Annotated in this window: 12 protein-coding genes and 1 tRNA gene; 6 read left to right on the top strand and 7 right to left on the bottom strand. The window is 70.2% G+C overall.

Annotation, left to right across the window (positions count from 1 at the left end; all coding sequences use genetic code 11):
- Positions 1-372 precede the first annotated feature (372 nt).
- The 3 genes from ACWGIG_RS30195 to ACWGIG_RS30185 all read right to left on the bottom strand — a co-directional run bounded on the left by ACWGIG_RS30195 (position 373) and on the right by ACWGIG_RS30185 (position 2,308).
- A tRNA-Pro gene (locus ACWGIG_RS30195) sits at positions 373-446 on the bottom strand.
- Positions 447-476: 30 nt separating this feature from the next.
- A complete protein-coding gene (locus ACWGIG_RS30190) occupies positions 477-1,214 on the bottom strand; it encodes a Pr6Pr family membrane protein (protein WP_453324863.1) in 738 nt (245 codons plus the stop codon).
- 146 nt (positions 1,215-1,360) lie between these two features.
- Positions 1,361-2,308: a metallophosphoesterase gene (locus tag ACWGIG_RS30185; protein ID WP_453324862.1), complete on the bottom strand. Its 948-nt coding sequence runs from the start codon at positions 2,306-2,308 to the stop codon at positions 1,361-1,363.
- Between the two features lie 100 nt (positions 2,309-2,408).
- Here ACWGIG_RS30185 and ACWGIG_RS30180 point away from each other — a divergent pair, with 100 nt between their 5' ends.
- Complete coding sequence (locus ACWGIG_RS30180) at positions 2,409-2,885, top strand: GatB/YqeY domain-containing protein (protein WP_453324861.1); 477 nt, start codon at positions 2,409-2,411, stop codon at positions 2,883-2,885.
- A gap of 208 nt (positions 2,886-3,093) precedes the next feature.
- Here ACWGIG_RS30180 and ACWGIG_RS30175 read toward each other — a convergent pair whose 3' ends face one another.
- On the bottom strand, positions 3,094-5,331 hold the full coding sequence (locus ACWGIG_RS30175; RefSeq protein ID WP_453324860.1) for a transglycosylase domain-containing protein: 2,238 nt from the start codon (positions 5,329-5,331) through the stop codon (positions 3,094-3,096).
- Between the two features lie 363 nt (positions 5,332-5,694).
- Between ACWGIG_RS30175 and ACWGIG_RS30170 the strand changes: the two genes are divergently transcribed.
- Positions 5,695-6,042, top strand: a complete 348-nt coding sequence (locus tag ACWGIG_RS30170; protein ID WP_453324859.1) for a WhiB family transcriptional regulator — start codon at positions 5,695-5,697, stop codon at positions 6,040-6,042.
- A 39-nt stretch (positions 6,043-6,081) separates the two neighbouring features.
- On the opposite strand, the gene ACWGIG_RS30165 is transcribed toward ACWGIG_RS30170, so the two are convergent.
- Together ACWGIG_RS30165 and ACWGIG_RS30160 are read right to left on the bottom strand one after the other, a co-directional pair.
- Positions 6,082-7,362, bottom strand: coding sequence for an ArsA family ATPase (locus ACWGIG_RS30165; protein ID WP_453324864.1), 1,281 nt, complete (start codon positions 7,360-7,362; stop codon positions 6,082-6,084).
- 146 nt (positions 7,363-7,508) lie between these two features.
- Positions 7,509-8,507, bottom strand: coding sequence for an ArsA family ATPase (locus ACWGIG_RS30160; protein ID WP_453324858.1), 999 nt, complete (start codon positions 8,505-8,507; stop codon positions 7,509-7,511).
- An 82-nt stretch (positions 8,508-8,589) separates the two neighbouring features.
- Between ACWGIG_RS30160 and ACWGIG_RS30155 the strand changes: the two genes are divergently transcribed.
- The 4 genes from ACWGIG_RS30155 to ACWGIG_RS30140 all read left to right on the top strand — a co-directional run bounded on the left by ACWGIG_RS30155 (position 8,590) and on the right by ACWGIG_RS30140 (position 11,047).
- On the top strand, positions 8,590-8,754 hold the full coding sequence (locus ACWGIG_RS30155) for a DUF4177 domain-containing protein (protein WP_453324857.1): 165 nt from the start codon (positions 8,590-8,592) through the stop codon (positions 8,752-8,754).
- Positions 8,751-9,218 carry a RidA family protein gene (locus ACWGIG_RS30150; protein ID WP_453324856.1) on the top strand — a complete coding sequence of 156 codons (468 nt, stop codon included), beginning with the start codon at positions 8,751-8,753 and terminating at the stop codon, positions 9,216-9,218. Before ACWGIG_RS30155 ends, ACWGIG_RS30150 begins: the two co-directional genes overlap by 4 nt.
- 87 nt (positions 9,219-9,305) lie before the next feature.
- A complete protein-coding gene (locus tag ACWGIG_RS30145) occupies positions 9,306-10,220 on the top strand; it encodes an NUDIX hydrolase (protein ID WP_453324855.1) in 915 nt (304 codons plus the stop codon).
- Positions 10,217-11,047, top strand: coding sequence for an MBL fold metallo-hydrolase (locus ACWGIG_RS30140; RefSeq protein WP_453324854.1), 831 nt, complete (start codon positions 10,217-10,219; stop codon positions 11,045-11,047). Before ACWGIG_RS30145 ends, ACWGIG_RS30140 begins: the two co-directional genes overlap by 4 nt.
- Positions 11,048-11,154: 107 nt before the next feature.
- Here the strand turns inward: ACWGIG_RS30140 and ACWGIG_RS30135 are convergent, their stop codons facing one another.
- Positions 11,155-11,964 carry a nucleotidyltransferase domain-containing protein gene (locus ACWGIG_RS30135; RefSeq protein WP_453324853.1) on the bottom strand — a complete coding sequence of 270 codons (810 nt, stop codon included), beginning with the start codon at positions 11,962-11,964 and terminating at the stop codon, positions 11,155-11,157.
- Positions 11,965-12,013: the final 49 nt, after the last annotated feature.

Raw genomic sequence — 12,013 nt, 5'->3', positions numbered from 1 at the left:
AGCATTCCCCGGTCCTTCTCCAGCGGGGCAACGCCGCCCGCGGAAACCCTCTCCAGCAACACAGGCCTCCGCACGGCCGGCCCGCCGACGAGCCTGACGGGCGTACACCTTCGCCGGCCTCCACAGCCTGGAGGACGCCGCACGCCGCCTCCAGGCCCGCATGGGCAGGCTCCTCAAGCATGACGAGTCACAACCGTCGCAGCGTCACACCTGGTACCGCTGTCAGGGCTCGACGACAGGAAGACGTGGAGAAACAACTGCCTTCGCACGCCGGCCAGAGCGAGAGCCGCTTCGGACCAGAGCGCTGCCCCCACGCAAATCAGGCCTGGTCCTCCCAGAAGGAAGACCAGGCCTGACCTGGTATTACGGCTGTCGGGGTGGCGGGATTTGAACCCACGACCTCTTCGTCCCGAACGAAGCGCGCTGCCAAGCTGCGCTACACCCCGATGTCCACCGCGTTGCCGTGGCGACATCGATTACTTTAGCCCACCGGCGCGCGTAGGCGAAATCCGGTTTTCGCGGCCTCGCGGAGTGGGGCGGACGCGGTCCAGGGCGACCAGGGCCAGGGCGAGGGCGTAGAAGACCAGGCCGAGGACCAGGGCGTTTACGGCGATGCCGGCGTAGCCGTGGCGGGCTGCGTCCAGGAAGGGGTACGGGTAGCGGACCTCGGTTCCGGGGGAGAGGGCGGCACCGCGGATCAGGGCGAAGGCCAGATAGGCGGCGGGATAGAGGAGCCACTGGGCCGCGTACCGGAAGAGGAGGCCGCCGGGGGCGGTGAACAGGAGCCAGTCCAGGACCGCGCCGATCGGCGTGACGGTGTGCAGGAGCTGGTTGGAGACGGCGCGCCAGCCGGTGATCGTGTGCTCGGGGTCTCCGGTCATGGAGAAGCCGCTGGAGTCGTTGGCCAGGATCAGGTGGTAGACGAGACCGGTGATGACGATGAAGAGGAGCGCGCCGCCGGTCAGGCGGGGGGAGAGCGGCGGGCGGCCGGTCCAGGCGCGGACCGCCGACCAGCCGAGGACGAGTGCGAGCAGGGCGTTGGACTGGATCGTGAAGTAGATCGGGACGAGCAGGGGGTCGCCGACGGTCAGGTCGATCACGATGCCGGTGACGGCCGCCGCGCACAGGAGCGCGCGGAAGGCGGCGGCGTACGGGCGGCGGCGGGGCGGCACGACTACGGAGGCGGGCACGCCCGTGGGGATCGGGGCGGTCATGATCCCCACGGTAGGTCAGTTCGTCCGGATATGGGGCAGGGCTGGAGGCAGGCCCGGAGGTCAGGCCTCGAAGTCAGGCCCCGGGGGCCCGGCCCGGAGGTCGGGCCCCGAGGTCCCGGGGCCCGGTCCGGGGTCAGGCCCCGGGGTCAGGCCCGGGGGCCCGGTCCGGGGGTCAGGGTCAGGAGGGTGGCTTCGGGGGGGCACGCGAAGCGGACCGGGGTGTAGCGGTTGGTGCCGCAGCCTGCCGAGACGTGGAGGTACGAGCGGTGGCCGCCGGCCTCGTGCGTGGAGAGGCCCTTGACGCGGTCGGTGTCCAGGTCGCAGTTGGTGACCAGGGCGCCGTAGAAGGGGATGCAGAGCTGGCCGCCGTGGGTGTGACCGGCGAGGACGAGCGGGTAGCCGTCGGCGGTGAAGGCGTCCAGGGCGCGGAGGTACGGGGCGTGGACCACGCCGATCGAGAAGTCGGCGGAGGAGTCCGGGCCGCCCTCGACCTCGGTGTACCTGTCGCGCTTGATGTGCGGGTCGTCGAGGCCGGTGAAGGCGAGGTCGAAGCCGTCCGCGGTGGGGAGCTTGAGGCTGCCGCGCGTGTTGGTGAGGTTGACCCAGCCGGCGGCGTCGAACCCGTCCCTGAGGTCTTCCCAGGGGTTGTGGACGGCGCCGACCACGGGTGCGTTCCCGTTCAGACCGTGCCTGCCCTGGACCTTTTCGAGCAGGTAGCGGCCAGGGTTGCGCGGCGTCGGACCGTAGTAGTCGTTGGAGCCGAAGACGTACACGCCGGGGAACTGCATCAGCGGACCGAGTGCGTCCAGTACCTCCGGCACGCCCTCCGTGTCGGAGAGGTTGTCGCCCGTGTTGACGACGAAGTCGGGGCGCAGACCGGCGAGGGACTGGAGCCAGCGCTGCTTCTTGCGCTGCCCGCTCACCATGTGGATGTCGGAGACCTGGAGCACGCGCAGTGGCTTCGCGCCCGGCGGCAGGACGGGGACCGTCATCCGTCGGAGCCGGAAGGACCGGGCCTCGAACCCGGCTGCGTAGGCGAGGCCGGCCGCACCAACGGCCGCGATTCCCAGGGGTACTCCGTAACGTGCGCGCATGCGCCCCATCGTCGCAGACGGGCAGGGGCGCGGGCACCGAGCGGGGCCGCCGGTGGAAATGTGCGGGCGGCAGGGCCGTACGACCTGCCACACTTGCGCCATGACCACGCCCAAGTCCCCGCTCAAGTCCCAGTTGAAGGAAGACCTCACCGCCGCGATCCGGGCGCGTGACGAACTCCGTTCCTCCACGCTCCGGCTCACCCTCGCCGCCGTCCAGGTCGAGGAGGTCTCCGGCAAGCAGGCCCGCGAGCTCTCCGACGCCGAGGTCGAGAAGGTGATCGCCAAGGAGGCGAAGAAGCGCCGCGAGGCGGCCGACGCCTTCGCCAAGGGCGGCCGGGCCGAGTCGGCGGAGCGGGAGAAGGCCGAGGGCGAGATCCTCGCGGCGTACCTTCCGCAGCCGCTGGGCGACGACGAGCTGACCGCGATCGTGGCGCAGGCCGTCGAGGAGGCGAAGGCGCAGGGCGCCGAGGGGCCGCGTGCGATGGGTGCGGTCATGAAGATCGTCAACCCGAAGGTCGCGGGCCGCGCCGAGGGCGGCCGGGTCGCCGCGGCGGTGAAGCAGCTGCTGGCGGGCTGAGGCGGTGCGAGCGGTACGAGCCGTACGAGAGCGGTACGCGGCTCGGCGCTCGTAAGGCCTGGCTCGTATCTCGCATCTGTACGAGGAGTACGAGGAGTACGAGGAGTAGAAGGAGAGGGTTCCACCGGACATCGGGTGGAACCCTCTCCTTCTTTCTCTGCGCCGTGCTCAGCGGCTCACCGAACTAGCGGCACAGCGGCTCACCCGCTTACGGCCAGTCGCCGCCGAGGATGTCGTCCCAGCCGCCGTCGCCGCCACCACCACCGTTGTCCCCGTGGTCGCCGCCATTGCCGCCGTTGCCGCCGGGGCCCTTGCCCGGGTCCTTCGGAGGCTTGTTGTCGCCGCCCGGCCGGTTCTTGCCCTTGTCCTTGTTCTTGTCCTTGTCCTTCTTTTCAGGGTCCGGGATGTCGATGATGTTGAAGCCGGGGGCTTCCTTGCCGTCCAGCGCGTTGCTCATCGCGTCGCGCCAGATCGGGCCGGGGACCTGACCGCCGAAGACCTTCTCGTGGTACTGCCCGCCGATGCTGATGGACTCCATCCGCTTCGCGTGCCGCGGGTCGCCGACCCAGACCGCACCGGCCATGTTCGGCGTGTAGCCCACGAACCAGGCCGCGTACCGGAAGTCCGTCGTACCGGTCTTGCCCGCGCTGGCCCGCCCGCCGAGGCCGGCCTCCTTGCCCGTGCCGTCCTCGACGACGCCCTTCAGGAGCGTGTTGATGGTGTCCGCGGTGGTCTCGGCCATCGCCCGCGAGCATGTCGACTTCGGCACGGCCATCGGCTTCTTGTCCGGACCGGTGATGCTCTCGATGGCGACCGGGGAGCAGTACGTGCCCCGGCTGGCGAACGTGGCGTACGCCGATGCCATGGTCAGCGGCGACATCTCCTGCGTGCCCAGCGTGATCGACGGCAGCTGCTGCATCGCCTTGCCGTCGGCCCGCTTGAGGCCCATCTTCTCGGACATGTCGGTGACCGGGCAGACGCCGATCTGGCTGATCAGCTGGACGTAGTAGGTGTTGACCGACTTCGCGGTCGCTTCCTTCATCGCGTACGGGCCGACCTCGGACTCGTTCTCGTTCTCCACCGGTACGCCGGGCTCGACCCACGGGCCCTTGCAGGTCTTCACCGGGCTCGGGTACTCCATCTTGTACGGCGACGAGTACTGCTGGGTCGGCTGGATGCCCTGCTCCAGCGCCGCCGCCGCGACGACCGGCTTGAAGGTCGATCCCGGCTGGTAGCCCGCGCCGCCGCCCATCTTCTGGTCGACGGACAGGTTGATCTGGGTCTCGTCCTTCCCGAAGCCGTACGGGCGGGACTGGCCCATCGCGAGGATCTTGCCGCTGCCGGGCTGGACGATGGACATGGCGGTGGCCACCGGGTCCGACTTGTAGACGTGCTTCTTCACCGAGGCCTGGAGCGCCTTCTGCGACTGTGGCTCCATGGTCGTACGGACCGTCAGTCCGCCCTGGTTCCAGACCTTGGCACGGTCCTCCTTGGTCTTGCCGAAGACCGGGTCGTTGAGGAAGACCTCGCGGACGTAGTCGCAGAAGAAGCCGGCGCCGCTGACGGCGGTGATGCAGCCGTTCTTGGGCTTGCTGACCTTCAGCTTCAGCGGGGTGGCCTTGGCCCGGGCCGCCTCGGCGGGCGAGATCTCGCGGATGTCGGCCATCCGCTGGATCACGATGTTGCGGCGCTTGGTGGCCTCCGCCGAGTCGTTGACCGGGTCGTACCGGGTGGGCGACTGGACGAGACCGGCCAGCACCGCGGCCTCTTCGAGCTTCAGGTCCTTGGCGTGCTTGCTGAAGTACCGCTGCGACGCCGCCTCGACGCCGTACGCCTGCTGCCCGAAGAAGGTGATGTTGAGGTAGTTCTCCAGGATCTTCTTCTTACCGAGCTCCTTCTCGACCTGGATCGCGTACTTGAGCTCGCGGATCTTGCGGCCGAGGGTCTGCTGGGTGGCCTGGGCGACCTTGTCCGGGTCGTCGCCGGCCTCTTCGACGAAGACGTTCTTCACGTACTGCTGGGTGAGGGTGGAGGCGCCCTGCGCCGTGCCGCCCGACTGCACGTTCCGGTTGAGCGCGCGCAGGATGCCCTTGAGGTCGACCGCGCCGTGCTCGTAGTAGCGGTTGTCCTCGATCGCGACGATCGCCTTCTGCATGTACGGCGAGATGTCCTTGAGCGGGACCACCGTCCGGTCGCGCGAGTACACCGTGGCGATCTTGCCGCCCTGGTTGTCGAGAATGGTGGTGCGCTGGCTCAGCGGTGGGCGCTTGAGATTCGCCGGGATGGTGTCGAATCCCTCGACCGTTCCCTTGCTCGCGAGCCCGAGCGCGCCGGCTGCAGGCAGGGCGATGCCTGCCAGCACGGCTCCGGAGAGCACGCTGACACCGAGGAATTTGGCGGCCTGCTGGGTCCGTGTGAGACCCCCGCCCGAGCGCGTTTTTGCCATGGGGCGAAGCCTACGTTCTCATTCGCCGGACACATGTAAAGGCTCTGGCCTAAGCTGCTCTCAACTGTCACAGCAGTGCGGTTCCGCATCAAGGTGCGGGAACCGATTCGCGCGATCCCGCGGTGGGCCCCGAGTCACCGCGACCCAGCTGAACCGTCCCGTTTTGTCGGGAAGATGACGCATGTCCCCGGCTCACTCCGTTGGGTGATCTGCCGCATACGCATAGTCCGTTCGGGCCATTCAAGATTGGGCCCGAAGGGGGTGTTGCGCTGTGCCCACCTTCCGTAACGTCCTCAACTGGCAGCGGTGAATATGCCGCTGCCGCCGTGGGGGAGCCTCGATTCGGGAGAGGACGGCGCCGGGATGGGCTGGGTAACCGACTGGAGTGCGCAGGCAGCCTGCCGCACTACCGATCCGGATGAACTGTTCGTACAAGGAGCGGCGCAGAACCGGGCCAAGGCGGTGTGCACCGGATGTCCGGTGCGGACCGAGTGCCTGGCGGATGCGCTGGACAACCGCGTCGAGTTCGGCGTGTGGGGTGGCATGACGGAGCGGGAACGCCGTGCGCTGCTGCGCAGGCGTCCGACGGTCACCTCGTGGCGCAGGCTCCTGGAGACCGCGCGCACGGAGTACGAGCGCAGTGCGGGAATCCTGCCCGCGGTGCTCGAAGAGGACGAGGCCTACGAGGAGACGTACGCCGCGGTGGGCTAGCCCAATCGTGGCGCGCTGGGCCGAAGGTGGCGCAGCGGACTAGGCCGAAGGTGACGGCGCGGAAGGTGACGGATCGGGCGGGGATGCCTGACCGGTCGCCAGTCGCTCGCCGATGGCCCGCAGTCCGGCCAGATCGTGTACGTCTCCGGGAAGGGCGGCGACCTCGGTCACTGCCACCTCGGGGTGAAGCGCGGTAAAGCGGTCGCGCGTTCGCTGTTCACGCGCGAGCACCTGCATGCGTTCGGCATGCAGCCGCAACAGGCCTGCGGTCAACTGCCCGACGCCGTCGACTGCGTCTGGATGCTGGGGAGTTCGGGGTGTCTCGGGAGAGGCGGCCGTGGAGCCACGAACTCCAGCATTCCCGTCCCCCTGATCCACAATGCCGCGCTCACCAAGATTTTCCGCGGCGGCGAGCGCCCGCTCGGCCGACAGCTGGGGGGCGCCACTGCCGTGCACGCGGTTCAGTACGAGGCCGGCCAGCGGCATCTCCTCCGCCGCGAGCCGCTCGACGAAATACGCCGCCTCGCGCAGTGCGTCCCGCTCCGGGGCGGCGACCACCAGGAACGCCGTCCCCGGCGCCTGGAGCAGCCGGTACGTGGCGTCCGCCCGCGTGCGGAACCCCCCGAACATCGTGTCCATCGCCGCCACGAACGTCTGGACGTCACGCAGTAGCTGACCTCCCATCAGCTTGCTGAGTGTGCCCGTCATCATCGACATGCCGACATTCAGGAACTTCATCCCGGCCCGGCCGCCCACCTTCGCCGGAGCCATCAGCACCCGGATGAACTTCCCGTCCAGGAACGACCCCAGCCGCTTCGGCGCGTCCAGGAAGTCCAGCGCGGAGCGGCTCGGCGGGGTGTCCACGACGATCAGGTCCCACTCGTCGCGCGACCTGAGCTGCCCCAGCTTCTCCATCGCCATGTACTCCTGCGTACCGGCGAACCCGGCCGACAGGGACTGGTAGAAGGGGTTCTCCAGAATGGCGCGGGCCCGGTCCGCGTCCGCGTGCGCCTCGACGATCTCGTCGAAGGTGCGCTTCATGTCGAGCATCATGGCGTGCAGCTCGCCACCGGCCGATTCGTCGACGCCCTTCACCCGGCGCGGCACGTTGTCGAGGGAGTCGATCCCCATCGACTGCGCGAGCCTGCGGGCCGGGTCGATGGTCAGTACCACCGCGCGCCGACCGCGCTCCGCGGCCCGTACGCCCAGGGCGGCGGCCGTCGTCGTCTTGCCGACCCCGCCGGACCCGCAGCAGACGATGATCCGGGTCGCCGGGTCGTCCAGCAGCGGGTCCACGTCCAGCAGCGGCGCCGCATCCATCCCCCGCCCCGCGTCCGTCCCTGGCGCCGTATCCGTGCCCGACGCCCCGTCCGTGCCCGACGCCCCGCCCGCCACCGGTGCCCCATCCGCCACCGGCGCCGACGTCTTCCCCGGTGCTGCGTTCGTCCCCGGCGTCCTGTTCGTGCTCATGCCGTCCCCCCTGCCCGGTCCGTACCCAGGTGGGTGCGGAGTGCCGCCGCCAGCCGGTAGAGCCCGGCCAGTTCCAACCCCTCGCCCAGCAGCGGGAGTTCGTACGTGTCCAGATCCAGCGCGGCCAGTGCCGCCCGCTGCTCCCGCTCCAGCTCGACCCGCTGCGCGTGCTCCGCCGCCTGCTCCAGGAGAGGGTCCACGAGGCGCTCTGCGAGCCCGCCGCGCCGTGCCCCGCCCAGGCCCGCCCGGGACAGCGCCTGAGCCACCGCGGTGCGCTGCTCGCCCGCCGCCGAGCGCAGGGCGTCCTCGTCCACCAGGTGCGGGCGGACCATGTTCACGATGACCTTGCCCACGGGCAGTTCGGCGGCCCGCAGCTCGGCGATGCCGTCGGCGGTCTCCTGGACCGGCATCTCCTCAAGGAGGGTCACGAAGTGCACCGCGGTCTCGGGGGACTTGAGCACCCGCATCACGGCCTGCGCCTGATTGTGTATCGGGCCGAACTTCGCCAGACCCGCGACCTCGTCGTTCACATTCAGGAAGCGGGTGATGCGGCCGGTGGGCGGGGCGTCCATGACGACGTAGTCGTAGACGTACGCATTCTTCTTGTCCCGTCGGCGGACCGCCTCGCAGGCCTTGCCGGTCAGCAGGACGTCCCGCAGTCCCGGCGCGATGGTCGTCGCGAAGTCGATCGCGCCGAGCTTCTTCAGCGCACGGCCGGCACCTCCCAGTTTGTAGAACATCTGGAGGTAGTCCAGCAGTGCGCGTTCGGCGTCGATCGCGAGGGCGTACACCTCCCCGCCGCCCGACGCGACAGCGATCTTGCGCTCCTCGTACGGAAGGGCTTCCGTCTCGAAGAGCTGCGCGATGCCCTGTCTGCCCTCGACCTCCACCAGGAGGGTGCGTTTGCCCTCGGTGGCGAGGGCGAGCGCGAGTGCTGCGGCGACCGTGGTCTTGCCGGTACCGCCCTTGCCGCTGACGACCTGGAGCCTGCTCACGCCATCGAGCCTAACCAGTCGCCCGGCGGACCAATCAGGAGGCCGTCCTTCCCGTGCATTCCCACCGGTTAGAGTCGGCCGCATGAGTACAAAGTGGGAGTACGCGACTGTCCCCCTCCTCGTCCACGCGACGAAGCAGATTCTGGACACCTGGGGCGAGGACGGCTGGGAGCTCGTCCAGGTCGTTCCCGGGCCGAACAACCCGGAGCAGCTGGTGGCCTACCTCAAGCGGGAGAAGGCCGCATGAGCGCCGTCGAGGAGAAGCTCGCCTCGCTCGGCCTGACCCTTCCGGACGTGGTTCCGCCGCTCGCCGCGTACCAGCCGGCCGTGCAGTCCGGCGTGTACGTCTACACCGCGGGCCAGCTCCCGATGGTGGACGGCTCGCTGCCCGTCACCGGCAAGGTCGGCGCCGAGGTCACCCCCGAGGAGGCCAAGGACCTGGCGCGGATCTGCGCGCTGAACGCCCTGGCCGCGGTGAAGTCCGTCGTCGGTGACCTGGACCGCATCGCGCGCGTCGTGAAGGTCGTCGGCTTCGTCGCCTCGGCCCCCGACTTCACCGGCCAGCCCGCGGTGCTCAACGGTACGAGCGAGCTGCTCGGCGAGGTCCTCGGCGACAAGGGCGTGCACGCCCGCAGCGCCGTCGGCGTGGCCGTCCTGCCGCTGGACGCTCCGGTCGAGGTCGAGATCCAGGTGGAGCTCGTCAGCGCCTGACCTTCGGCACGTGAACAGCCGGTCGCAGGTGAGTGTGGGATACAACTGCCTCTCGAACATCGAGGCGGTTGGCCGTAGCATCCGGCCATGTCCAATGGTCAGTGGTACCCGCCCGAATGGCCCGACCGGATTCGCGCACTGGCGAGCGGCGAGCTCACCGCCGCGGCCCCGAAGCGGGCCGCGACCGTGCTGCTGCTGAGCGACGGTACCGCCGAAGGCACCGCCCCGGCCGACGCCGGACTGTCCGTACACATGCTGCGCAGACGCGCCTCCATGGCTTTCGCCGGAGGCGCGTACGCGTATCCGGGCGGCGGAGTCGACCCCCGGGACGACGACTCGCTGGTGCGCTGGGCAGGGCCCTCCCTGGCGGAGTGGGGCGAGCGGCTGGGCCTGCCCGACGACCTGGGCGCGGCCCAGGCGGTGGTCTGCGCGGCGGTCCGCGAGACCTTCGAGGAGGCGGGCGTCCTCCTCGCCGGACCCACCGCGGACACCGTGGTCGACGACACCACGGGCGAGGACTGGGAGGCGGACCGGCAGGCCCTGGTCGCCCGTGAACTGGCCTTCGCCGAGTTCCTCGACCGGCGGAAGCTGGTGCTTCGCTCCGACCTGCTGGGTGCGTGGGCGCGCTGGATCACCCCGGAGTTCGAGCCCAGGCGGTACGACACCTGGTTCTTCGTGGCCGCGCTGCCGGCCGGACAGCGGACCCGCAACGCCTCCACGGAAGCGGACCGCACCGTGTGGATCGCCCCCGCCGAAGCGGCCTCCGGATACGACAGGGGCGAGCTGCTGATGATGCCGCCCACCATCTCCACGCTGCGCCAACTCCAGCCGTACGGGACGGTGGCAGAGGTCCTGGCGGGCGCACCCGGTCAGGACATGACCCCCGTGCTCGCCCAGGCCCGGCTCGTGGACGGCGAGCTGGTGCTGAGCTGGCCGGGCCACGACGAGTTCACCAAGCACATCCCGGCCGGGGACGCCCCCGCCGCAGGAGGTACCCGGTGACGGACGCCGCCGCCCTGCCGGGCCAGCCGAGGGGCGGTGTGCTGTCGGGACGGGCCACCGCGCGTGCGGTCAACGTGCTCGCCCCCAACCCGTCGGCGATGACGCTCGACGGCACCAACACCTGGATCGTCTCCGAGCCGGACTCCGACCTGGCCGTCGTCGTGGACCCGGGTCCCTTGGACGACGTACACCTGCGGGCGGTGATCGACACGGCGGAGAAGGCGGGCAAGCGGGTCGCACTGACCCTGCTGACGCACGGGCACCCCGATCACGCGGAGGGTGCCGCGCGGTTCGCGGAGCTGACCCGGACGTCCGTGCGGGCGCTGGACCCCGCGCTGCGGCTCGGGGACGAGGGGCTGGGCGCCGGTGATGTCATCACCACCGGCGGAGTCGAGATGCGGGTGGTGCCCACGCCGGGGCACACCGCCGACTCTCTCAGCTTCCATCTGCCGGCCGACCGGGCCGTGCTGACGGGCGACACGGTCCTGGGGCGCGGCACGACGGTGGTGGCGCACCCCGACGGGCGGCTCGGGGACTATCTCGACTCGCTGCGGCGGCTGCGGTCGCTGACGGTGGACGACGGGGTGCATCTCGTCCTGCCGGGGCACGGCCCCGTACTCGAAGACGCCCAGGGCGCGATCGAGTTCTACCTGGCGCACCGGGCACATCGGCTGGCGCAGGTGGAGACGGCCATGGAGAGCGGGCACGTGAGTGCGTCCGAGGTGGTGGCGCGGGTGTATGCGGACGTGGACCGGTCCCTGTGGCCGGCGGCCGAGCTCTCGGTGCGGGCGCAGCTGGAGTATCTGCGCGAGCACGGCCTGATCTGAACCGCCGTCCGGGCGGCGGCTGTTCACACCGCCATGATCCGAATCACTGCTTCTTCCCTGTGCAGTTCACAAGCTGCGGGGGCTCGACGGCCCTGGGTCCTGCGGTTTCAGTACGGCCGTGGAGCCTTGGCGCCGTGGACTGCGACGTATTCGCTCGCCAGCCACGGGCCGAGATCATTGGCGTACGCCTGAAGAACGGACGGGTCGGCCGTGGGGTTCCCGGCGACGTACGCGACTTTCCGCATCTCCTCGCCGCGTTCCGGATAATACCGGGCGAACACCTCGGCGGACTCGGCGAGTTCGCTGGTGAAGCGGCCCCACCGGGGCATGACGAGGGTCAGTCCGGTGCGGACGAGACGGCGGGCGAAGACACGGCTGAGCCGCCGTCGTTCGTCATCCGTGTCCGCCTCGGCGATCAGCAGCCGCCACCTCGGCAGTGCGTCGATCAGGTCCCCGTTGGTCTCGCGGGCCAGCAGTGTGTCCGGCAGATAGCGGGGCAGCCGCGCCGCCAGGTCGGGGCCGAGCAGGGGCGTGCAGAGGCAGGCGACGAACCAGCCCATGTCGTACCGCTCCAGCTCGCTCATCAGTACGGCCTCGCTGAAGACCAGCGTGCCCACGCCGTCGATCTGGCCGAACTCGGCGTCGAGCGAGTCGCCGATGTTCTGCGCGTCCGCCAGATCGGCCTCCGTCGGCTCCGTACGCAGGGCGAGCAGGACGTCCAGGTCGGACCGGCCGGGCCTGGCGGTGCCGCGCGGCACCGAACCGTACAGGTAGGCGCTGTGCAGGCGGTCCTCGCCGAAGACCGCGGCCACGCGCGCGTGCAGCGCCTCCACGACGGGCCGGAACTCCTCCTGGACCCGGTCCAGGGAGCCCTCGCGCTCCAGGTACGGGTGACCGGAGTGCGGGTGACCCGGCATTTCGCACCCTCCCCTTCCCTCCCATGCCATGCGGCGACGAGGACGGGGC

This window comes from Streptomyces sp. NPDC054863, from assembly GCF_053610825.1.
Note: the sequence above shows the minus strand (reverse complement) of the source record. Positions and strands in the feature narration are given on the sequence as shown.